21 protein-coding genes and 1 pseudogene are annotated in these 22554 nt (G+C 65.1%); 13 read left to right on the top strand and 9 right to left on the bottom strand.

The genetic code is table 11. The features are described 5' to 3' along the window. Positions 1 to 191 precede the first annotated feature (191 nt). Genes ispH through rnhA form a run of 3 tightly spaced genes read left to right on the top strand, consistent with a single transcriptional unit; the run spans position 192 to position 2601 of the window. The gene (ispH, locus tag Q2M23_RS14215) at positions 192 to 1166 is read left to right on the top strand and encodes a 4-hydroxy-3-methylbut-2-enyl diphosphate reductase (RefSeq protein WP_057016404.1); all 975 of its coding nucleotides are present in this window, start codon (positions 192 to 194) and stop codon (positions 1164 to 1166) included. A 5-nt stretch (positions 1167 to 1171) separates the two neighbouring features. Further along, complete coding sequence (locus Q2M23_RS14210) at positions 1172 to 2152, top strand: homoserine kinase (protein WP_316395925.1); 981 nt, start codon at positions 1172 to 1174, stop codon at positions 2150 to 2152. Beyond that, a complete protein-coding gene (gene rnhA / locus Q2M23_RS14205; RefSeq protein ID WP_076825261.1) occupies positions 2149 to 2601 on the top strand; it encodes a ribonuclease HI in 453 nt (150 codons plus the stop codon). The genes Q2M23_RS14210 and rnhA overlap by 4 nt, the downstream gene beginning before the upstream one ends. 239 nt (positions 2602 to 2840) lie before the next feature. Here rnhA and Q2M23_RS14200 read toward each other — a convergent pair whose 3' ends face one another. From Q2M23_RS14200 to Q2M23_RS14175, 6 genes are all read right to left on the bottom strand, one after another. Continuing rightward, positions 2841 to 3326 (bottom strand): peroxiredoxin, encoded by a 486-nt coding sequence (locus Q2M23_RS14200; protein ID WP_018269652.1) that lies wholly within the window; start codon positions 3324 to 3326, stop codon positions 2841 to 2843. A 210-nt stretch (positions 3327 to 3536) separates the two neighbouring features. Beyond that, on the bottom strand, positions 3537 to 4094 hold the full coding sequence (locus Q2M23_RS14195; RefSeq protein WP_316395924.1) for a DUF924 family protein: 558 nt from the start codon (positions 4092 to 4094) through the stop codon (positions 3537 to 3539). 22 nt (positions 4095 to 4116) lie between these two features. Continuing rightward, a complete protein-coding gene (locus Q2M23_RS14190) occupies positions 4117 to 5799 on the bottom strand; it encodes a long-chain fatty acid--CoA ligase (protein WP_316395923.1) in 1683 nt (560 codons plus the stop codon). 176 nt (positions 5800 to 5975) lie between these two features. Beyond that, positions 5976 to 7427, bottom strand: coding sequence for a D-alanyl-D-alanine carboxypeptidase family protein (locus tag Q2M23_RS14185; protein WP_410469726.1), 1452 nt, complete (start codon positions 7425 to 7427; stop codon positions 5976 to 5978). A gap of 203 nt (positions 7428 to 7630) precedes the next feature. Continuing rightward, positions 7631 to 9409, bottom strand: coding sequence for a glucan ABC transporter ATP-binding protein/ permease (locus Q2M23_RS14180; RefSeq protein ID WP_316395922.1), 1779 nt, complete (start codon positions 9407 to 9409; stop codon positions 7631 to 7633). A 197-nt stretch (positions 9410 to 9606) separates the two neighbouring features. After that, a complete protein-coding gene (locus Q2M23_RS14175) occupies positions 9607 to 10662 on the bottom strand; it encodes an ABC transporter substrate-binding protein (RefSeq protein ID WP_057016434.1) in 1056 nt (351 codons plus the stop codon). A gap of 265 nt (positions 10663 to 10927) precedes the next feature. Here Q2M23_RS14175 and Q2M23_RS14170 point away from each other — a divergent pair, with 265 nt between their 5' ends. The 6 genes from Q2M23_RS14170 (at position 10928) to Q2M23_RS14145 (ending at position 17272) form a co-directional block, all read left to right on the top strand. Next, a complete protein-coding gene (locus Q2M23_RS14170) occupies positions 10928 to 11362 on the top strand; it encodes a hypothetical protein (protein WP_229190265.1) in 435 nt (144 codons plus the stop codon). Positions 11363 to 11480: 118 nt separating this feature from the next. Continuing rightward, positions 11481 to 11876 carry a phosphoribosyl-ATP diphosphatase gene (gene hisE / locus Q2M23_RS14165; protein ID WP_316395921.1) on the top strand — a complete coding sequence of 132 codons (396 nt, stop codon included), beginning with the start codon at positions 11481 to 11483 and terminating at the stop codon, positions 11874 to 11876. A 69-nt stretch (positions 11877 to 11945) separates the two neighbouring features. Continuing rightward, the gene (locus Q2M23_RS14160; protein WP_028334775.1) at positions 11946 to 12527 is read left to right on the top strand and encodes a YqaA family protein; all 582 of its coding nucleotides are present in this window, start codon (positions 11946 to 11948) and stop codon (positions 12525 to 12527) included. 377 nt (positions 12528 to 12904) lie between these two features. Beyond that, positions 12905 to 13876: an NAD(P)H-dependent flavin oxidoreductase gene (locus Q2M23_RS14155; RefSeq protein ID WP_057016396.1), complete on the top strand. Its 972-nt coding sequence runs from the start codon at positions 12905 to 12907 to the stop codon at positions 13874 to 13876. 124 nt (positions 13877 to 14000) lie between these two features. Then, entirely contained in the window at positions 14001 to 14774 is a 774-nt protein-coding gene (locus Q2M23_RS14150) for a thioesterase family protein (RefSeq protein WP_316395920.1), read from the top strand. 371 nt (positions 14775 to 15145) lie between these two features. Beyond that, positions 15146 to 17272, top strand: a complete 2127-nt coding sequence (locus Q2M23_RS14145; RefSeq protein WP_316395919.1) for an ATP-binding protein — start codon at positions 15146 to 15148, stop codon at positions 17270 to 17272. Between the two features lie 290 nt (positions 17273 to 17562). Here Q2M23_RS14145 and Q2M23_RS14140 read toward each other — a convergent pair whose 3' ends face one another. Next, positions 17563 to 19125 (bottom strand): AMP-binding protein, encoded by a 1563-nt coding sequence (locus tag Q2M23_RS14140; protein WP_057016394.1) that lies wholly within the window; start codon positions 19123 to 19125, stop codon positions 17563 to 17565. 66 nt (positions 19126 to 19191) lie between these two features. Between Q2M23_RS14140 and Q2M23_RS14135 the strand changes: the two genes are divergently transcribed. The 3 genes from Q2M23_RS14135 to Q2M23_RS14125 all read left to right on the top strand — a co-directional run bounded on the left by Q2M23_RS14135 (position 19192) and on the right by Q2M23_RS14125 (position 21441). Then, positions 19192 to 20187 (top strand): NAD(P)H-dependent flavin oxidoreductase, encoded by a 996-nt coding sequence (locus Q2M23_RS14135; RefSeq protein ID WP_410469725.1) that lies wholly within the window; start codon positions 19192 to 19194, stop codon positions 20185 to 20187. Positions 20188 to 20364: 177 nt separating this feature from the next. After that, on the top strand, positions 20365 to 20607 hold the full coding sequence (locus Q2M23_RS14130) for a hypothetical protein (RefSeq protein WP_076825188.1): 243 nt from the start codon (positions 20365 to 20367) through the stop codon (positions 20605 to 20607). Between the two features lie 108 nt (positions 20608 to 20715). Continuing rightward, a complete protein-coding gene (locus tag Q2M23_RS14125) occupies positions 20716 to 21441 on the top strand; it encodes a hypothetical protein (protein WP_316395917.1) in 726 nt (241 codons plus the stop codon). 41 nt (positions 21442 to 21482) lie between these two features. Here the strand turns inward: Q2M23_RS14125 and Q2M23_RS14120 are convergent, their stop codons facing one another. Then, positions 21483 to 21713: a hypothetical protein gene (locus tag Q2M23_RS14120; RefSeq protein WP_316395915.1), complete on the bottom strand. Its 231-nt coding sequence runs from the start codon at positions 21711 to 21713 to the stop codon at positions 21483 to 21485. Between Q2M23_RS14120 and Q2M23_RS14115 the strand changes: the two are divergent. Further along, a pseudogene (locus Q2M23_RS14115) lies at positions 21707 to 22034 on the top strand (TetR/AcrR family transcriptional regulator); the annotation flags it as partial. The gene Q2M23_RS14120 and the pseudogene Q2M23_RS14115 sit on opposite strands and share 7 nt — an antisense overlap. Positions 22035 to 22057: 23 nt before the next feature. On the opposite strand, the gene Q2M23_RS14110 reads toward Q2M23_RS14115, so the two are convergent. Further along, positions 22058 to 22554, bottom strand: a 497-nt coding sequence (locus Q2M23_RS14110) for a hypothetical protein (RefSeq protein WP_316395914.1), incomplete at its 5' end; no start/stop codon positions are given.

Raw genomic sequence — 22554 nt, 5'->3', positions numbered from 1 at the left:
CGAAGCTGGTAGTCATCGGCGATGACGGGAATTATAGGGCCTATATAAGCCCTCCGGGGGGAATGGCGCAATGGGCCAGCAAAATCGCCTTGACAGCGCCCGAAAGCAGTCCCAAGTCCTTACTCAAATTGGCCGTTCCCCGCCCGCCGGCGAGGGGTGATTCGGTCCCGAGATTGCCCCGAGACAGCCCGATGTCAGCCAAAAAACCCGACCTTAGAATCGTGCTTTGTTCCCCCCGCGGCTTTTGTGCCGGGGTGGTCCGTGCCATCGACACGGTCGAACGTGCCCTCACCATTTATGGTGCGCCGGTCTATGTCCGGCACGAAATCGTCCATAACAAGTATGTGGTCGACAGCCTGAAGACCAAAGGCGCCATTTTCGTCGAGGAATTGGCCGAAATTCCCGACGATACCAACGCGCCGGTGGTGTTTTCGGCCCACGGCGTTCCGAAATCGGTTCCCGCCGAGGCCAAATCCCGCAATTTCTTCTCGCTGGACGCGACCTGCCCGCTGGTGACCAAGGTCCACCGCGAGGCGGCGATCCATTTCAAGCGCGGCCGCGAGATCCTGCTGATCGGCCATTCCCACCACCCCGAGGTGGTCGGCACGCTGGGGCAGCTGCCGGCGGGCGCCGTGACCCTGATCGAGACCGCCGAGGACGCCAAGACCTTTGTTCCGAAGGACCCCAACAACCTCGCCTTCGTGACCCAGACCACGCTGTCGATCGACGACACCGCGGAGATCGTGACGCTGCTCAAGCAGCGCTTCCCGAACGTCAATGGTCCGCACAAGGAAGACATCTGCTACGCGACCACCAACCGTCAGCTCGCGGTCAAGAAGGTGGCGCCGGTGGTCGACGCCCTGATCGTGGTCGGCGCGCCGAACTCGTCGAACTCGCAGCGCCTGCGCGAGGTCGCCGAGCGCGAGGGCTGTCCGATCGCCGTGCTCGCCCAGCGCGCCAGCGACATCGACTGGAGCAGGTTCGAAGGCATCACGAGCCTCGGCATCACCGCGGGCGCCTCTGCGCCGGAGGTGATCGTCGAGGAGATCATGGGTGCCTTCGCCGAGCGCTATGAACTGCACGTGGAGACGGTCTCGGCCGCGGAGGAGAACGAGTTCTTCCCGCTGCCGCGTTCGCTGCGGCCTGACGCTGCCGCGGCGGAATAGACCATATGGCGGTCTACACCGACGTTGCCGCCGAAGACCTCGCGGAATTCCTCAAAAGCTACGACATCGGCGAACTGCTCTCCTACAAGGGCATCGCCGAGGGCGTCGAGAATTCGAACTTCCTGCTGCACACCAGCCAGGGCGCCTACATCCTCACGCTCTATGAGAAGCGCGTGGCAGAGGACGACCTGCCGTATTTCCTGTCGCTGATGGGCCATCTCGCCGAGCGCGGCGTGTCGTGCCCGCAGCCGGCGCGCAACCGCAAGGGCGAGGTCACTAGCCGGCTCGCCGGCCGGCCCGCCGCGATCATCAACTTCCTCGAGGGCGTGTGGCCGCGGCGGCCGAACGTGGCGCATTGCTCCGGCGTCGGCGAGGCGCTGGCCAAAATGCACGTTGCCGGCCGGGATTTTCCGCTGGTCCGCAACAATCCGCTGTCGGTCTCCGGCTGGCGGCCGCTGTTCGATCTCGCCGCCGCGCGGGCCGACAGCGTGCAGCCGGGCTTGCACGACTTCATCGCGCGCGAGCTCGATCATCTCGAAGCCGCCTGGCCGACCGATCTGCCGGTCGGCGTCATCCATGCCGACCTGTTTCCCGACAACGTGTTTTTTCTGGGCGACAGGCTCTCGGGCCTGATCGACTTCCCGTTCGCCTGCAACGACATCCTGGCCTACGACGTCGCGATCTGCCTCAACGCCTGGTGCTTCGAGCCGGATCATTCCTTCAACGTCACCAAGGCGCGCGCATTGCTCAACGCCTACGGCCGCGAGCGCCCGCTGTCGGCGGCGGAAGAGGCCGCGCTGCCGCTGCTCGCGCGCGGTGCCGCGATGCGCTTCCTGCTGACGCGCCTGGTCGATTTCCTCAACGTGCCCGAAGGCGCGCTGGTGCAGCCGAAGGACCCGCTGGAATATGTCCGCAAGCTGCGCTTCCAGCAGAGCGTCGCTGCTATCAACGACTATGGCGTCACGCCGGCCGGGTGCGCGGCGTGAGCGAAAAGCCGCATGTGACTGTTTTCACCGATGGTGCCTGCTCCGGAAATCCGGGGCCGGGCGGCTGGGGCGCGATCCTCAGATTCGGCGAGGTCGAGAAGGAATTGAAGGGCGGCGAGGCGCACACGACCAATAATCGCATGGAGCTGATGGCGGCGATCTCGGCGCTCGAAGCCTTGAAGAAGCCCTGTGTGGTCGATCTCACCACCGACAGCCAGTATGTCCGCCAGGGCATCACCGGCTGGATCCATGGCTGGAAGCGCAACGGCTGGCGCACCGCCGACAAGAAGCCGGTCAAGAATGTCGAGCTGTGGCAGCGTCTGGACGCCGCGCTGAAGCCGCATGAGGTGCGCTGGCACTGGATCAAGGGCCACGCCGGCCACGCCGAGAACGAACGCGCCGACGAGCTGGCGCGCGAAGGCGTGGCGATGGCGCGGCTGAAGGGGTAGGGCGCGCCGTCGCGTCCGCGATCGCGGCCACCGCCAGTCCTCAAAACCGTCATCGCCCGCGAAGGCGGTCGATCCAGTATTCCAGAGGTGCTCGATCGTAGGTTGGGCACGCTTGCGCTTTGCCAACCCTACGACGCTACGATCGTCACCTCGTCATTCCGGGGCGATGCGTCAGCATCGAACCCGGAATCTCGAGGTTCCGGGTTCGGCGCTTCGCACCGCCCCGGAACGACAGAAAACTACAACTGACCGAGCAGCGTGTCGCCGCCGGAAACCTCGACCTTGCCCGGGGCGGGCTCGAGGTTGAGCTTCTTCACCACGCCGTCCTCGACCAGCATCGAGTAGCGCTTGGAGCGGATGCCGAGGCCGTTGCCTGAGGCGTCGAGCTCCATGCCGATCGCCTTGGCGAAGTCGGCATTGCCGTCGGCGAGGAAGACGGCTTCGTCGCGCTGGTCGGTGTCGCGCTTCCAGGCGTTCATCACGAAGGCGTCGTTGACCGAAACGATCGCGATGGTGTCGACGCCCTTGTTCTTCATGGCATAGGCGTTGAGGAAGATGCTCGGCAGATGCATCTTGTGGCAGGTGCCGGTATAGGCGCCGGGCACCGCGAACAGGGCGACCTTCTTGCCCTTGAAAATGTCGTCGGTGGTTTTGACCTGCGGACCCTCGGCGGTCATCACGCGAAACTTGGCCTCCGGCAGCTTGTCGCCAACATTGATCGTCATCGTTGTTCTCCCTCGGTGAAGCGGAACTGTCTTAAACCCGGCTACAGCACGGCACAATACGGGCTCGCCGAAGAACGGCAATGCCGGAGGCCAAAGCGTTTTCGAGCGAAGTGGATACCGGTTCGCGTGAAGAAAACGCGTCAAAACAAGAATCTAGAGCCCCGTTCCGATGCAATCGGAACGGAAAAGGCTCTGGTCACCGTTCCGTCATCAGCCGGAAAACCCGCCGGCGTCGAGAAAGGCCTGCTCCTCGGCCGTGGTCTGCCGGCCCAGCATGCGATTGCGGTGCGGGAAGCGGCCGAACCGGCGGATGATGTCGGCGTGGTCCTCGGCGTATTTCACGTTGTCGGGATGGCAGTCATATCGCCGGAACAGCGTCACGCAGCGCTGCTGGTCGTCGAGGTCCTCCGAATGCTCGAACGGCAGATAGAGGAATTCGCGCAGCACGGGGGCGGTCCGCGCATCGACGCCGCGGTCGATGGCGCGCCTTGCCACTTCACGCGCCAGCGCATCGCTTGAAAAGGTCCTGGCGTCGCCTCGAAACAGGTTTCGCGGAAACTGGTCGAGCACGATGGTCAGCGCCAGCGCGCCCTCATCGCTCGCCTCCCATGACGACAATTCGCCGGCAGCCGCCTTCTGCCAGGTGGCAAGGAAGCGGCCGCGGATCTCGGCATCGAAGGCGTCGTCGTGCGTGTACCAGCGGTCGCGGCCGGCATTCCGCCAGAAGCCAAGCACGTCAGCCGGCGTCGCGAGGCTTGCATCAGACATCGAACGTCAGTCCACTCAGGCCTTAGGCCGCGGCCTTCTTCTCGTCGCGCAACTCGCGGCGCAGGATCTTGCCGACATTGGTCTTCGGCAGGTCGGTCCTGAACTCGATCTGCTTCGGCACCTTGTAGGCGGTGAGCTGGGTGGCGCTGAACTTGATGATGTCCTCGGCGGTGATGTTCGGGTCCTTCTTGACCACGAAGGCCTTCACCGCTTCGCCGGACTTCGCGTCGGGCACGCCGATCACGGCGCATTCGAGCACGCCCGGGTGGCTTGCGATCACTTCCTCGATCTCGTTCGGATAGACGTTGAAGCCGGAGACCAGGATCATGTCCTTCTTGCGATCGACGATCTTAGTGTAGCCCTTCTCGTCCATCACGCCGATGTCGCCGGTGCGGAAATAACCGTCCGCCGTCATCACGCGCGCGGTCTCGTCCGGCATGTTCCAGTAGCCCGCCATCACCTGCGGGCCCTTGGCGCAGATTTCGCCGGCCTCGCCGATCGGCAACTCATTGCCGTCATCGTCGCGGATCGAGAGCCAGGTCGAGGGGACGGGAAGGCCGATCGTCCCGGAGAACTCCTCGATCGTGGCAGGATTGCACGTCAGGGTCGGCGACGTCTCCGACAGGCCATAGCCTTCCGACAACGAGATGCCCGTGACCTTCAACCATTTCTCGGCGACCGGCCTTTGCGTCGCCATGCCGCCGCCGTTGGCGATCTTCAGCTTGGAGAAGTCGAGCTTGTCGAATCCGGGCGTGTTCAGCAGGCCATTGTAGAGGGTGTTGACCGCCGGGAAGAAGCTGACCTGGTACTTCGACAGCTCCTTGACGAAGCCCGCCATGTCGCGCGGATTCGGAATCAGCAGATTGGTGCCGCCGGCCCGCATGCCCAGCAGATAGCAGGCGGTGAGCGCGAAGACGTGATAGAGCGGCAGCGCGCAGACGATGACCATCTGTTCGACGATCGGCGGCTTCGCCAGCGCCGGCTGCAGCCAGGCGTCGTTCTGCAACACGTTGGCCAGGATGTTGCGGTGGAGCAGGGTCGCGCCCTTGGAGACGCCGGTGGTGCCGCCGGTATATTGCAGGAAGGCGACGTCATCGAGCGTCAGCGTCGGTTTGTTGAGCTTGGCGGCGCGGCCGGCCGACAGCGCCTCGTTGAAGCCGACGGCGCCGGGGATCGACCAGGCCGGCACCATCTTCTTCACCCGGCGCACCACCAGATTGACGATCACGCCCTTGAGGCCGAGCAGGTCGCCCATGCTGCCGACGATCACGTGCTTGACCGCGGTATTGGGAAGCACCTTCTGCACGGTGGTGGCAAAGTTCTCCAGCACGATGATCGCCTCGGCGCCGGAATCCTTGAGCTGGTGCTCGAGTTCGCGCGGGGTGTAGAGCGGATTGACGTTGACCACGGCAAAGCCGGCGCGGAGCACGGCGGCGGTCGCGATCGGATATTGCAGCACGTTCGGCATCATCAGCGCGACCCGCGCGCCCTTCTGCAGGCCCTTGCTCTGCAGGTAGGCGCCGAGCGCCGTCGACATCCCGTCGAGCTCGCGATAGGTGATCGCCTTGTCCATGCAGATGAACGCCTTGCGATCGGCGAATTTCTTGAAGCTTTCTTCCAGCAATTCGACCAGCGACGAATATTGCGTGACGTCGATATCCGCGGGCACGCCGGCCGGATAATGCTTGAGCCAGATGCGCTCCATGATGGTCAATCCCCTCTCTCAAATTTGGCTGATGTCCCGGATTGCTTCCGGGTTTTCCGACTTTTGGCCGCGTTATTTCAGTCAGTATTGAGCGATGCCGCGGCCAATGGCAAGCCGCTGCGCGTTATCGACGCATTGGAGAAAATGACGGTCGGAAATGACGGGCGGGCGCTGTGCTAGCCGGCCGGCTTGGCGTCGGCTTTCGGCTTGTCGGCAGCCTTGGGTTTGTCGGCCGCAGTCTTGGGCTTGGCGGCCGGCTTTGCCGCCGCCGGCTTGCCGGCCGGCTTTGCGGCGGCGGGCTTGTCCGCCGCGGCCGTCTTCGCAGCTGCGGCATCCGGCTTGGCGTTGGCGTGACGCGCGGGCTTGGCCGCCGCCGGCTTGCTGTCCGACTTGGAGGCACCCTTGGTGTCGGCCTTCGCGTCATCGGCCGCATCGGGCTTCTTGCCCGCGACGCGGCTGTGCTTGCCCTTGGCGCGCTTGACCGGCTGCATCTTCTCGGTGTCGGCCTCGACCGCGGCGATCAACGCAGCACCGGTCTTGGTCGGCCCCGTATAAACCACGACCGGCTCGGAGGCCGCGGCCGGCTGCGCCAGCATGTCGGCCGGCTTGGTCGGCATCGCAGCCTGCAGGCCCGAGGCGAAGAAGCTGACGCCGCCGTCGCCATTGGTGCTGGAGCTTCCGGCGCTGGCGACGGTGTCTTCTGCGTCCTCGTCGCTGGCGGGCCGCTTGTGCTTAGGACCGCACATTTCCTCGCGCAGGTTCGGCGGCGTGGAATCAATCGGCACCAGATTGTCGACGGTGCCGAGCGAGGGCCGCAGCCACGCCATCCCATTGTTGGCAAAGCCGCGGTCCAGGAGCTGCGCGGCGCGGATCGCGCGCATGCGGCCCGAGGAGGCGCCGAGCACCACGGCGATCAGCCGCTTGCCGTCGCGCGTCGCCGACGCCACGAGATTATAGCCGGAGGCGCAGATGAAGCCGGTCTTGAAGCCGTCGGCGCCGGGATAGCGGCCGATCAGCTTGTTGAAGTTCTGGGTGATGCGGCGGCCGAAGCGGATCGACGGGATGTGGACGAAATACTCGTATTCCGGCAGGTCGCGGATGATGGCGCGGGCGAGGATCGCCATGTCGCGCGCCGAGGTGATCTGGCCGTCGGCGGGCAGGCCGTTCGGATTGACGTAGCTCGTTTGCGTCATGCCGAGCCTTTGCGCGGTCTGGTTCATCATCCCGGCAAAGCCGTCGATCGAACCGCCGATGCCCTCGGCCAGCACCACGGCCATGTCGTTGGCCGACTTCACCAGCATCATCTTCAGCGCGTTGTCGACGGTGACCTGGGTGCCGGGCCGGAAGCCCATCTTCGAGGGCGACTGCGACGACGCGGTCGGCGACACCGTGAGCAGCGTGTCGAGCGAGACGCGGCCGTCCTTGACCGCCTTCAGCGTCACATAGGCCGTCATCATCTTGCTGAGCGAAGCCGGGTACCACGGCATCGTCGCATTGTCGGCCTGCAGCACCTTGCCGGAATCGGCCTCGACAACCAGCAGTGCCTCGGCTTGCGCCATTTGCGGCGAGGCGATGGCGAGCATCGCGACGGCCAGAATCCATTTCAATGACGGGCGAGGAAGGTGCACGAATCCGGTTCCGGTCCTTTGAGACCCGCCTTGAAAAAAGGAGGTCTTGCGATTGTGACGTACGGGTTTCAAGCGTGTCCGGCGCCGCATTGCGGCGATGCAAACCCTATACCGGCTTGCCCGCAGAGAACAGAGGCCGGGGAATTATATCGTGGACGAAATCGGCTGAATTTCGGCAGCCGCCTCAATTGGAAAGGCGGGAATTATGGTGTCTCGATGCCGGCGCGCGCCTGTTCCTGGACCATGAACTGGGCCCGCGCCAGCTCGGCAAAACGCCCGCCTTTCGCCACCAGTTCATCGAAAGTTCCGCTTTCGATCACCCGTCCCTGGTCGAACAGCAGGATGCGGGTGGCGTGGCGGATGGTGGACAGGCGGTGCGCGATCACGAAGGTGGTACGGCCCTTCATCACTTCGTCGAGAGCGGCATTCACCTTGGCCTCGGTGACGGCGTCGAGGGCGCTGGTGGCCTCGTCGAGGATCAGGATCGGCGGATCCTTCAGCAGCGCACGCGCGATCGACAGCCGCTGGCGTTCGCCGCCGGACAGCATGCGGCCGCGTTCGCCGGCATGGGTATCGAACTTCTTTTCGCTGCGCTCGATGAAATCCAGCGCCTGCGCGCGCGCCGCGGCGGTGCGCAGCTCCTCGTCGGTGGCGTCGGGCTTGCCGACGCGCAGATTGTCGGCGAGCGAGCGGTTGAACAGCAGCGCCTCCTGGAACACCACGCCGATGTTTCGCCGCAGCGCCGTCAGCTTCAGCGCGCGTATGTCCATACCGTCGATCCTGATGATGCCCGATTGCGGATCGAACGCGCGATGCAGCAGCGCGATCGCGGTGGACTTGCCGGCGCCGGTCGAGCCGACCAGCGCGATGGTCTGGCCCGGCAGAGCGGTGAAGCTGAGATCCTCGATCGCCGGCCGCTTGCCGTCATAGGAGAACGAGACGTCGTCGAACTCGACGAGGCCGGACAGCCGTCCGGGATCGACCGCGCCGGGCCGGTCGCGCACCGCCGGCACCGCGTCGAGCACGTCGAAGAACTCCTGCAGGCGCGGCGCTTCCATGAACACGTTGTTGATGAAGCTGACCACCTGCTCGAGCTTCTGGATCAGCATGGTGGCGAACGAGACGAACATCACGATCTCGCCGACCGTGGTGAGGTCCTGGTTATGCAGCGCGATGCCGACGGTGAAGATCGCGAGCACCGTGATCGTGGTCGAGGCGCGTGTGATCACGGTGACCAGCGCCCACCATGACAGCACCGGCATCTGCACCGCGAGCAGCTTGTCGGCGACGTAGCGCAGGCCCTGCACCTCGGAATCGATCCGCACGAAGCTCTGCACCAGCGCGACATTGCCGAGCGCGTCCGAGGCGCGTGCCGAGAGGTCGCTGTAATAGGCCTCGACCTCGCTCTGCATGCCGTAGGTCTTGCGCACCACCAGCGTGGTCAGCACGGTGAACACGACGCAGAGCCCGAACAGCAGGATCGCCAGCCGCCAGTTGATGTAGAGCGAAAGCGGTAGCAGCACGATCAGCGACATGATCGCGGCGAAATGCTCGCGGAAGAAGCCGAGCCAGAGCCGCCACAGGGCGTCGGTGCCGTTCAGCATCACCTTCATCAGCCGCCCGGAATGGGTGCCGGAATGGAAGGTCAGCGGCAGCTGCAGGATGTGCTCGAAATAATCGGTCAGCACCGCCTGGCGCTGGCGGTGCGCCAGCCGGTCGGCCTGCAGCGCCACGATCGCGCTGCAGCCGATCGTGAACAGGCCGAACACCGCCCAGGCGACGAGCAGCGGCCATGCCGAGGAGGTCGCGAACAGCCCGGTGACCGGCCGGCCCGACAGCACGTCGACGATCTTGCCGAACAGCACCGGCTCGGCGAATTGCGCGCCGGCGAGTAGCACGTTGGCGATGGCCAGGATCCAGCCGAGCCGCGCCTCCTTGCCGAGCAGTTCGAGGACGCGGGTATAGAGGCGAAGCATGGACATGCCGGCGGCACTCGTCAGCGGTGGGCGCCCGATCAGGCGAGAATGCAATTTAATCAGGGTTCGCGATGCAGGGCCAGCGGTGCATCGCACTCCGTCATGGCCGGGCTTGACCCGGCCATCCACGCCTTTCTTGCAGGCGGTCATCGAAGACGTGGATGCCCGGGTCAAGCCCGGGCATGACGAGCAGAGCGGAGCCGTCAATTCACCAGCCGGCCGTCGATCGGCGGCAGGAAAGCCTCGTCGAAGATGTCGGCGGCGTGCGGCCGCTTCTGGAATTTGAAGTCCTCCGCGAGCTGGTCGACCGAGCGCTCGAAGCGCTCCGCTTCGATGCCGCCGATGCCGTCGCGCTTTACCTCGCTGGTCAGGATGTTGTCGCGGATGATGGCGTTCAGCCGCTCCAGCTCCAGATCGCGCGAGCCGCCATCCATGCGGCTCGCGACCTCGCCGGCGGCGCGGGCCGGATCCTTGATCGCGAGGTTGGTGCCGCGGATTGCCGCGCGCACGAATCCTTTCACCGCATCCGGCTTCGCGGCGGCAAGGCGCGGGCTGACGATCACGGCAAAGCCGTAGGCCTCGCAGCCATAGTCGGCGAAGCGCAGCACCGCGAGATCGTCGGCGGGCACGCCGCGATCGCGCAAATTGATCGCCGAGAGATAGGAGAAGCCGGTGACGGCATCGACCTGGCCGGCGGAGAGCATCGGCTCGCGCACCGCGGCGCTGATCGTGCTCTGCTTCACGCTCGACAGCTTGATGCCGTTCTGCTTCGCGACCGCGGGCCATAGCCGGATCGAGAGGTCGCCCTCGGCGACGCCGAGGCTCTTGCCCTGCATGTCGGTCAGCGTCCTGATGCCGCGGCTCTTGCGCGCGATGATCGCATAAGGCGCCTGGTTGAACAGCACGAACACCGCCTTGACGGGCGCAGCACCGGGCTCGTCGCGAAAGCGGATCAGCGAGTTGATGTCGACGAGGGCGAAATCGCTCGAGCCGTCGGCGACGCGCGCGATGGCATCCGCCGAGCTGGTCGCGACGTTGGTGCCGACGCTGAGGCCCTCGGCGCTGAACAGGCCGCCGGATAACGCCATCACGAAGGGCGCGGCCGCGGCATCAAGCGGACGGTCGAGCGTGAACTGGATGGTGAGCGGCGGCGGCGGATCGCTGGCGCGCAGCGGCGTCAGCGCTGGCCACACGCCTCCTGCGAGGCCGATCATGCCGGCCAGCATCCAGCGGAGAACGGTGGTCCGACTTACCTGCATCATGACATCCGGGAGGCGAGACAAAGTGCCGCGCCGGCGCGCCTGCTTCATGACATCGAATGCGCCAGAGCAAGCGTCAATTTCAAGCGTTATTTACAGGCATTTTGCCCCAGGCAAGGTGAACGGTCGATGACTGCCAGGCTTCGGCTTGCCATGTTTTCACCTCAGGTCGTTCAGCTTGCATTCGGTTTGGGGAACCTAATCTGGAGGCAGTGGGTTAGCTAACCAAGGCCCGTCGGGCCGGCTTCCACAAAGGATGACTGCAATGTTTGCGCGAAAAGGTGTTTTTTCGTCCATTGGCCGCGCAGCCACATTGGCAACGGTTGCTGCAGTGACGTTGACGGCCGTCGAGCCGACGATGGCGTTCGCAGGCTCCGCTTCGGCAGGCAAGGCGACCGCTGTGACGACGTCACAAGGCACGAGCGGCGCGACCGACATCAGTGCCCGCCGTCGCTACTATGGCGGCGGTGGCGCAGCGGCTGCGGCTGCGTTCGCCGGGATCGTCGGCACGGGCCTCGCGATCGCCGCAGCCCAGAGCCGTCGCGACTATTACGACTCCTACGGCTACTATGGTGGCCCGGGCTACTACGGTGGTCCCGTCTACTATGGTGGCGGCCCGGTCTATTACGGCGGCGGACCGTACTATGGTTACCGCGGCTATTACGGGCGCCGCTCGCAACTGCCGTATCAGCCGTACTGACGGCCGTCGGCGGTTCTCAGAACTGTCACAAAGCATCCAATCCACCGGCCGCGGGCCGGTGGATTTTTTCGTTGTCGCCGTTAACACGCTGGCGACGCGTTTCGATTAGGCTCGAAGCATGAGTGATTCGATCGAGCGGCTTTACCAGGCGGTGATCGCGGCCAAGGATCTTGATCCGGCTACGTCGCGCACGGCACGGCTGTTCCAGCGCGGCCCGGCCAAGATGGCCAAGAAGCTCGCCGAGGAAGCGATCGAAGTGGTGATCGACGCCGTCAGCGGCAAGTCGGATGCCGTCATTCGCGAAAGCGCCGACCTGTTCTACAATCTCGCCGTTCTCTGGGCGTCGACCGGCGTGAAGCCGGAGGATGTCTGGCGCGAGATGGAGCGGCGCGAGCGGCTGCTCGGGATCGCCGAGAAGCTGCCGAAGTCGCCGGTCAAGCTGCCCAAACCGGGGCCGGTCCCGGTGGTTCGGCGCCGAATTGTCGCGCTGGAGAACCGGCTGCGCAAACGGTAGCCGTAAATCAACCAGATTCAGCTCAATCCCGGCATGGACAAATCCGCTCCATGATGGTTCATCGCGCCCATGTTGAAACGGACTTACGACTGGTGCGTCGAGGCGGCCGACAAGCCCTATGCGCTGTGGATTCTCGCGGCCGTCGCCTTCGCCGAGAGCTCCTTCTTCCCGATCCCTCCCGACATCATGCTGCTGCCGATGTCGCTGGCGCGGCCGAAGCGGGCGTGGTGGTTCGCCGCGGTCTGCACGGTGGCGTCGGTTGCCGGCGGCGTGCTCGGTTACGCGATCGGCGCACTGCTCTACGACTCGCTCGGGCAGTGGCTCATCCATCTCTACGGTCTCTCCGACAAGGTCGACGCGTTCCGCGCCTCCTACGCCGAATGGGGCGCCGTGATCATCCTGCTGAAGGGACTGACGCCGATCCCCTACAAGCTCGTGACGATCACCTCGGGCTTTGCCGGCTACAACATCTGGCTGTTCATTCTTTGCTCGATCGTCGCGCGCGGCGGCCGCTTCTTCTTCGTCGCGGTGCTGCTCAACCGCTATGGCGATTTCATCCGCGCCGAGCTCGAGAAGCGGCTCGGCCTGTGGGTCGCGATCGGCGCCATCGTGCTGGTGCTGGGCTTTGTTGTCGCATTCAAGCTGATCTAGCGACCGACCGCTTGCGGCTTTGCCTGCGCGTGGCTTCGGGTTACGCTCAGCACGATGGTTGATGGAATCGCGGACCTGCTCGATCCTGCCGGGCTCACGCTCGTCAGGCTTACGCGCGCAAAGGCACGCATTGTGCTGAGCGCGGCCCGAACGACTGCAGGACGGAAAATTTCGTGACACGGGCCGTCTGCCAATAGCGGCGGCAGGCTTTGCGTCTGGGATGCCAGGCGCCCGCGAAAACACGGTTTCAGGATGAGGATTTGTCATCTTTTTTGCAGCGCCAAAACGCAATACTTGACACTGGAAAGATTGCCTTGTTGGTATGACGGTCAGCATTCGAGATCAACCAACGACCAACGCTTGAGGATCCGCTTCAAATGTCCATGCCTGCTCTGTTCAAGGGCCGCCTGTCTCTTCCCGTGATCGGGGCGCCGCTGTTCATCATCTCCGTGCCCGACCTCGTTATCGCGCAGTGCAAGGCCGGTGTGGTCGGCTCGTTTCCGGCGTTGAACGCGCGGCCGCCGGAGTTGCTCGACGAATGGCTGTACCGGATCAAGGAAGAGCTCGCCGCCTATGACAAGGCGCATCCGGAACGGCCGTCGGCGCCGTTCGCGGTGAATCAGATCGTGCACAAGTCGAACAACCGGCTCGATCACGACATGGCGCTTTGCGAGAAGCACAAGGTGCCGATGATCATCTCCTCGCTCGGCGCGCGCGAGGAGCTCAACCAGGCCGTCCACGGCTGGGGCGGCATCGTCTTCCACGACGTGATCAACCAGAAGTTCGCGCACAAGGCGATCGAGAAGGGCGCCGACGGCCTGATCCTGGTTGCGGCCGGCGCCGGCGGTCATGCCGGCACGCTGTCGCCGTTCCCGTTCGTAGCGGAGACGCGGCAATGGTTCGACGGGCCGATCGCGCTGTCGGGCACCATTTCCAACGGCCGCGCCATCCGCGCCGCGCGCATCATCGGCGCCGACTTCGCCTATATCGGCTCCGCCTTCATCGCGACCAAGGAGGCAAACGCGGTCGAGGGCTATAAGGACATGATCACCAATTCGTCCGCCGAGGACATCGTCTACTCCAACCTGTTCACCGGCGTGCACGGCAATTATTTGAAGCCGTCGATCGTCGCGGCCGGCATGGATCCGGAAAACCTGCCGATCTCCGATCCCTCCAAGATGAGCTTCGGCACCGATGCATCCGGCGAGCGCGCCAAGCCGAAGGCGTGGAAAGAGATCTGGGGCTCCGGCCAGGGCGTCGGCAGCATCTCCAAGGTGGTGCCCGCGGCCGAGCTGATTGGCCGGTTCAAGAAGGAGTACGACGAAGCCGTCGATCCGGCGCTTGCCTGAAGCGCGATGAGATCATGATGAATCATCATCGCGCTTCAGCTCTTCATTTCAGCATGATCCACGCGCAAACGCTTCGCGTTTGTCGCGGGGAAAACCGCGTCCCACTTTGCCGGATCATGCTGTGATGGAACCGATCTTTCGCGTCGACGGCGATCGCGTCGTCACCAGTCCTGACGCCGCGGGTCCGTGGGATCCGCGGATGCAGCACGGCTCCGCACCGGCAGCGCTGGTGGTGTGGGCGGCCGAAGCCATTCCGACGCCGGTGCCGATGCGGATCGCGCGCGTCACCATCGACCTGATGCGCCCGGTGCCGGTGGCGCCGCTGACGGTCTCGAGCGAGATCTTGCGCGACGGCCGCAAGATCCAGCTCTGCGGCGTCAGGCTGCTTGCCGACGGCGTTCTCGTGGTTTCGGCCAGCGTGCTCAAGATCAAGCAACAGACGGCCGAATTGCCGCCTGACATCGCCCCGCTTGCCGTTGATCTGCCGGGCCCCGACGAAAGTATGATCGAGCCGGGCAATCTTGCGAACAGTCCGTTCGTGAAATGCATCTCGATGCGGGCCGCGCGCGGCCGCTTCGGCGTGACGGGACCTGGCGCGATATGGTTCCGCGTCGACCGCCCGCTGATTGCGGGCGCCGCCGTCTCGCAGGCGATGCGGGCAGTGGTTGCCTCGGACTTCTCCAACGGCACCTCGCCGGCGCTCGATTTCAGCCAATGGACCTTCATCAACGCTGATCTCTCGGTGAGCCTGGCGCGCGAGCCGGTCGGCGACTGGATCCTGCTCGACGGCCAGTCCTGGATCGGGCCCGACGGCGCCGGGCTTGCAATGTCGCGGCTCGCCGATCAGCGCGGCTATTTCGGCCAGGCGGTCCAGAGCCTGGTCATCGAGCGGCGCTAGGACGCGCTGCGCTTCTTCCATCTCCCCTCGAAAAAGGGGAGGTGGCTTTGCTCGCCAGAGCAAAGCGGGTGGGGATCAGCTGACCCCAATCCCGACCTTCCCCCGTTTCAGGGGCTGGCGAAGACCGATCACGTACTGTGCATGGGGTTGTTTCACCGATTCGCGGTGCGGGAGCCGCGCCAACCGGCTGCCCCTGCGGCAAAAATAACTCGGCTTCCCGGGAACGGTTGGGCGCACGTGCGAGTTTCGCTCCCGTTAGGGGGTCCCATGATGCGTATTGATCCCGCCGCCGGCATCGTGGCCATGGCCGTCCGGCGGTTGTGTGATGTGCCGGACGGTGTCGACGCCCGGCCGCCGCGGGGACAGACGCGATGAAGCCTGGTCCGTCCTCGGAACGCGCGGTCATCCTCGCCGCGAGCGAGCGGGACGCCGTCAAGACTGCTCACCTGATCAAGGAAGCCGGCTATTACGCCAACATCTGCGGTGATCTCGCCGAGCTCGAACGCCAGATCGCAAGCGGGGCGGGCCTTGCCATCATTGCCGACGAGGTGATCAGGGCCGCCGATCTCGCCGGCCTGACGCACTGGCTGAACGAGCAGCCGTCATGGTCGGACTTTCCTATCGTGCTGATCAGCGAGAAGGGGGGACCCGAGCGCAATCCCGAAGCAGCGCGGCTCGGCCGGGCGCTCGGCAATGTCACCTTCATCGAGCGGCCGTTTCATCCGACCACGCTGGTAAGCCTGGTCGCCGCGACGGTGCGCGGCCGCCGCCGCCAATACCAGACCCGTCAGATCCTCGAGGATCTGACCGAGAGCGAAGGTCTGCTGCAGACCGCGCTCAATGCCGGTCATCTCGGCGCGCTCGAGCTTCATCTGCCGGATTTCGAGCTCGAGGCGTCGCCGACCTGCAAGACATATTTCGGGCGCAGGCCGGGCGATACCTTCACCTATCAGGATCTCCTGGCCGCGGTGCATCCCGACGACCGCGCGCGCCGGAGCGAGATCGTCGAACAAACGTTGCGCACCGGCTCGGATTATCAGATCGAATACCGCAACATCTGGCCCGACGGCACCGAGCACTGGGTTGACGTGCGCGCCCGCGCGGTGCGGCGGCCCGACGGCGGCATCCGCTCGCTGGTCGGCGTCTGCTCCGACATCAGCGCACGCAAGACCGCGGAGATCGAGCGCGAGGCATTGCTGGCGCAGCTCGCCGCCGAGCGCACCGCACTCGCCGAACTCACCGCGACGCTGGAGCAGCGGGTCGAGCAGCGCACCGCCGACCTGATGAAGGAGGTTGCGGCGCGCGAGCGGGCGCAGGAACAGCTCCGCCATGCCCAGAAGATGGAGGCGATCGGCCAGCTCACCGGCGGCGTCGCGCACGACTTCAACAATCTGCTGATGGCGGTGATGGGCAATCTCGATCTGCTGCGCAAGCGCTTGCCCGAGGACCCACGCCTGCGTCGCCTGGTCGACGGCGCATTGCAGGGCGCCGAGCGCGGCGCGTCGTTGACGCAGCGGCTGCTGGCATTCGCGCGGCAGCAGGATCTGCGCGCGGTGCCGGTCGATCTCGGCGCGCTGGTGCGCGATATGAGCAATCTGCTCGAGCGCTCGCTCGGACCGCGCATCATGTTGCGGCTCGACATTCCCGGGGGGCTGCCGCTCGCCTGCGTCGACAGCAACCAGCTTGAGCTTGCGGTCCTCAACCTTGCGATCAATGCGCGCGACGCGATGCCGGATGGCGGCGTGATCGAGATCCGCCTCGCGACCTGGCAGGCGAAGAATGATCCGGCGCTGCAGCCTGGCGACTATTTGAAGCTCTCGGTGATCGACAGCGGCACCGGCATGTCGCCGGACGTGCTGAAGCGCGCGATCGAGCCGTTCTTCTCGTCGAAGCCGGTGGGCAAGGGCACCGGGCTCGGCCTGTCGATGGTGCATGGGCTCGCCGTGCAGCTCGGCGGCGAGCTGGAGCTGTCGAGCGCGGTCGGCAAGGGCACCACGGCTGCACTGGTGCTGCCGGTTGCAACGGCGGTGCCTGAAGTCGAGAGCCCGGCGCCCGCAGCGCAAACGGTCAAGCGCTCGGCGGTGATCCTGCTGGTTGACGATGATCCGTTGATCGCGATGTCCACCATGGAAATGCTGGAGGACCTTGGTCACCGCGTGATCGGCGTCAATTCCGGACCGCAGGCGCTCGAAATCCTCAGGAGCGACCAGGAGATCGACCTGATGATGACCGATCACGTGATGCCCGGCATGACCGGCATCGAACTCGCCGCCGCTGCGCGCAAGGTGCGGCCGCAGCTTCTGGTGCTGCTCGCCACCGGCTATGCCGAACTGCCCGACGGCACCCAGGTCGACCTGCCGCGGCTGGCCAAGCCCTACCACCAGGATCAGCTGCGCGACCGACTCGATCAGTTGCTCGGGCAGGGCACCGGTCAGCAAGCTGCTGCCGCCAGCGCCGACAGTCTCGCCACGCCTTCCACTCTGTCCCCGTCACCCTGAGGAGCCGCGAAGCGGCGTCTCGAAGGGCGCCGGCCCGGCTGGTGCCGCAAGCAGAGATAGCGCAAGCTGAAACATCGGGGCCGTGCATCCTTCGAGGCTCGCTCCGCTCGCGCCTCAGGGTGACGGTGCGCACAGCTCCATCCGCGTCATTGCGAGCGAAGCGAAGCAATCCATAGCCCGGCAGGTCGGAGAGATGGATTGCTTCGTCGCTTCGCTTCTCGCAATGACGGCGGAGCAAAAGCGTCACAACCTCTCAGGATGACGGGACCAGCAATCGTCGTGCGAGCATCCTACCCCACCATGCGGTCGCGGCCGGTCCAGAAGCGCGCCTTCAGCACCTTCTTGTCGACCTTGCCGACGCCGGTCATCGGCAGTTCCTTGACGAACTGGATCTGCTTCGGGGCGTGCGCCGAGCCCTTCTTCGCCTTCACCAGTCCGATCAGCTCGTCGGCGTCGGGCACAGCGCCCTCGCGCGCGACCACGACGGCGGTGACGGCCTCGCCCCATTTGTCGTCGGGCACGCCGACCACGGCGACCATCGCGACGTCGGCGTGTTGCGACAAGACATCCTCGACTTCGCGCGGGAAGATATTGAAGCCGCCGGAGACGATCATGTCCTTCTTGCGGTCGAGGATGAACATGTAGCCGCGCTCGTCCATGCGCGCGATGTCGCCGGTGTGCAGCCAGCCGCTCTTCAGCGTCTCCGCCGTGATGTCGGGCCGTTTCCAGTATTCGGCCATCACATGCGTGGCGCGCACGCAGATCTCGCCGGCCTCGCCGGTCGCGACCTCCTCGTCGTCCTGATCGAGGATCTTGACCTGGCAGGCGGCGATCGGGAAGCCGCAGGACAGGAACAGGTCCGGCGTTTTCGGGTCATGATCCGCCTTGCGCAGCACCGAGACCGGATAGCATTCGGTCTGGCCGTAAAGCTGGGAGAACACCGGTCCGATCCGCTCGATACCCTCGACCAGCCGGCTCGGCGACATCGCGGACGCACCGTAGAGCAGGAGCTCGAGCGAGGAGAGGTCGGACCTGTCGAGCGCGGGATGATCCAGCATCACATAGATCATGGTCGGCACGAACAGCGTGAAGTTGATCTTCTCGCGCGCGATGGTCGTGAACACGGCCTCCGGATCGAACCCTTTCAGCATGTGCACGGTGCCGCCGCGCATCAGCGTCGGCAGCACCTTGGTGCCCGCGACATGGCTGATGGGGGCCACGGTGAGGTAGCGCGGCGTCTCCGGAATCTCGAAATCGGCGAGGATCGCGGCGGCGAAGCCGCCATATTCGCGGTGATAGCGCAGCGCGCCCTTGGATTTGCCGGTCGTGCCGCCGGTGTAGTTCAAGGTCGAGATGTCGTCGGCGCGGGCGAAATTCTTCGCGCTTGCGCTGCCGGCGTCCCCGGCCACCTGCAACAGGTCGGCGCCGTAATCCGCCGGGCCGAGCGTGAACACGGTCTTCAGGCCCTGCGCCTTCGCCGTGAGCTCGCCGCCGCGATCGCGAAACGTGATGCCGTCGACGATCAGCATCTGCGCTTCGGAATCCTCGATCTGGAACAGCTGGTCGTCGAGCGAGCCCAGCGGATGCAGCCAGGTAATCGCGAGCCGCGACAATTGCGCGGCGACGCCGGCGCACCAGCTGTCGGCGCGGTTGGCGGTAAGCAGCGCGACGCGGGTGCCGGGCGCAAAGCCGAGCCGCATGAACACGCTTTGCATTCGTCCGATCAGATCGGTCGCGCCCTGATAGGTGAGCGAGCCGCCCGGCCATGCGAAGGCGGTGCGCGATGGATAGCGCGCCAGCGCCCGCAGGGTCTGTTCGCACACCGCCGGAAATGCATAGAGCGGATTGCTCATCTGGTTGTCCCTCCCGCCTTTGTCTTTGGCTTTTGTCGTGCCAATGTTGGCGGCAACGCTAACACAATGATGATGGGAAGGAACAACTTGTCCGCCGATCTTCTCGCGCGTTTTCGCGATCGCCTCCGGCTGCCGCTGATTGCAGCACCGATGTTCCTGGTCTCCGGTGTCGAGCTGGTGGTAGCCGCCTGCCGCAACGGCGTGATCGGTTCGTTTCCGACGGTGAATTGCCGTGAGACGGAACAGCTCGATGCCTGGCTCGACGACATCGCGCGCCGCCTACAGGCGCATGCCGATGCCAGCGGCAAAGCAGCGGCGCCGATCTGCCCGAACCTGATCGTGCATCGCTCCAACACGCGGCTGGCCGAGGATCTCGCCGTGCTGCTGCGGCACAAGCCCGAGCTTGTGATCACCTCGGTCGGCTCGCCCGCGCCGGTGCTTGGCCCTCTGCACGATGCCGGCGCGCTGGTGTTCGCCGACGTCGCCTCGATCCGCCATGCCGAGCGCGCGGCAGCAGTCGGCGCCGACGGGCTCGTGCTGCTCACTGCGGGTGCGGGCGGGCAGACCGGCTGGCTCAATCCATTCGTGTTCGTTCGCGCGGTGCGTGGCTTCTTCGATGGACCGATCGTGCTTGCCGGCGGCATCAGTGACGGCCACGCGCTCCGCGCCGCAGAGGCGCTCGGCTGCGACCTCGCCTATATGGGCACCAAGTTCATCGCGACGCGCGAGAGCATGGCGGACGGCAGGTACAAGCAGATGCTGGTCTCTTCCACCGCCGACGACATCCTGCTCACAACGGCGTTCACCGGCTTGCAGACCAACATGCTGCGGCCCTCGATCGAGGCCGCCGGTCTCGATCCCGACGACCTGCCGGCACGCGGCGCGATCGACATCGGCAAGGACATCGACATCGGCGCCCGCGAAAGCCGCCCCAAACGCTGGCGCGATATCTGGAGCGGCGGTCATTCCACCTCCGGGGTGACCGGGGTGCTCGGCGTCGACGAACTCGTGGCGCAGACGATCGCGGAGTATGAGGCGGCGAGCGCGCGGGTGCGGCTCTAGAGTCGCTGCTTTGACGCGTTCCCTTCGCGCCAACCGGTGCACGAAAGCGCGCTGGTTCGCGAAATAGCAGCACTCAAATCCCGCCCATCCGCTTAACGCGACATTAACCATGCCAGTCCCAACAATAGCGTCACGGGTCGCCACGGCTGGTCGCCCGGCAGTTTGTGGGAATGCGACATGGCCTTTGAGGCGCTCTCCAAGACCCCGGCATCGCTCGACGAGCTCCGGACCCGGGTGTTTTACGCCCTGCAGCGGCATCCGCTGTGCCGTCAGGTCGAATTCGACATTGTCAGCACGCCGCGCACCCGCCGCACCAACTGGACGGTCAGCATGCACACGGTCCAGCCCGGCGCGCTCTGGACGGCGCATGAGATCGTCGCCGACATCCAGGAAGCCTATGAGCTTGACGTCGCGGCCTGATTTTCCGGCCGTTTCGGGACAATTTCACCTATTTGGCGCCGTCACGGCACGCTACCGCCGCATTTCGCGCGCAGTTTGCGGTGACACCGGCCGGCAATGGAGTAGTTTTTGACCAGAGCCATCACCCTCGCCGCGCTGACATGCTTCCTCCTCGCAGGCGCCGCGGTAACAGCCATTTTGGGCCGTGACAGCCTGCCGGCGGCGCAGGCCGACATTGGACCGGTCGCCAATCGTGCCAGCAAGCAGGACAAGCTCGCCGTCTCGACGCTTGCCGCGGCCGCGTTTGAGGCGCCCCAGCCGATTGAGCCTCCCGCCAATCCGTCTCCGCTCTTGTTACGGGCCCAAGCCGCGATTCCGGGCGCGACTGACACGGTGCGCCAGGCCTATGCCTCCGTCGAGCCGACCGATGTCGGCCTGCCGAAGATCACCGACCCCGTCGATGCGGCTCAGCCGAAGATCGCCGAACCCGCGCCGGTCGCCCCGGCGCCGCCGAAGCCCAAGGCTGCGGCCAAGCCGGCGCCGCAGAAGAGCTACGCGCTGCTGAGCGACGCCCAGATCGCCGGCATCAAGGACCGGCTGAAGCTGTCGTCGTCGCAGGAATATTACTGGCCGGCGGTCGAGACCGCATTGCGCGCCGTCGCCCGCAAGATCCACGCCAAGCGCCAGGGCGATCCCGCATCCGGCAGCATGCCGATCGATCCGAACTCCGAGGAGGTCCAGCAGCTGAAGTCGGCGGCGATGCCGCTGCTGTTCCAGCTCCGCGAGGATCAGAAGAACGAGGTCCGTTCGCTGGCGCGCCTGATTGGCCTCGAACGTGTCGCTGCGATGATCTGAGCGGCAGGGTCCGGCCGAAGCGGATCTGCGCTCCTTGTGCTCTAGCGGGCCTCCAGCGGCCGCAGCTTCTCCACCTTACCCTGGGTTTCGACGAGCAGCTGTTTCATGAAGTCCTTGTTGCGCTTCAGCCAGGGCTCGAACGTCTGCCTGACGTCGCTTGGCGACTTCTTCTCGATGGCTTGCGCCAGCCGGGTCTGAAACGTCCCCCAATCCTTGAACATCTCCTTCAGCAGCGCATCGTCGGAAATGTTGATCGCCGACTTGGCCGCCATTGGATCGGCTGCGTTCGCTGGTGCACGCCTTCATCCGCTCCGAATGCGAGGAAGCCGCGGTACGCGTCGCGCTGAGCGATGCCGCGCCGCTCTATCGCGATGCCCCCGAGGCGCGCGAGGCGCGGGCATCCGGCGAGCGCATCGTCGAAGCGTTCATGCGCGAGGCGTTGCCGAAAGCGTCCGGCGCGGTGCGCGACGGCGGGCGATCTGATCACGACGACGCTAAGTACGGTGGGCAAGGATTTTTCCGAGAGCCCGCGAACGCCCGCCGAGATCGCGACCTATGCCGACGCCATGGTCGACATGTTCTGCGCGATCTGAGGAGTCTCGGAAAGCGCTGAAGTTCACAGATAGTGCTTGGCGACCAGCAGAAACCCGAGCACGCCGCCGGTCACAGCGAAAACCGTCACGCCATTGCAGAGACTGACGTAAGCGGCCGACCAGTAAGAAACAGTCTGAGCGGCCGTCGCAACTTTTTTCGACTTCTGGGGCAAGCCAATTGGCTCCTGAAAAAGGCGCCGCCATCTGGTCAACACAGATGACGGCGCCCGTCTGAGGGCTTCAGGGCGAAACCCTGCTGCAGCGTAAGGTGCGATCATGAACGGTTCGTATACCGCCCGGCTGTCGCAAGCTCGCATGTCAGCTGAAGCGTCGAGGTTCCCTAAAGCATCATCCGGAAAAGTGCGCAGCGGTCTTCCGAAAAAGATCATGCTCAAACAAGAGGCCAAAGCGCGATGACGATTCGACCCAATCTCATCGCGCTTTAGTCTTACTGTGTCATAAGTGGATCGGCGGGTCGCGCCCTTTGATGAGCCGGATGCAGCAAGGACACCTTTGCATG

Origin of the sequence: Bradyrhizobium sp. 33ap4 (assembly GCF_032654765.1) — a bacterium.
GTDB lineage: Bacteria > Pseudomonadota > Alphaproteobacteria > Rhizobiales > Xanthobacteraceae > Bradyrhizobium > Bradyrhizobium australafricanum.
This window is presented reverse-complemented; position numbering and strand designations above follow the sequence as displayed.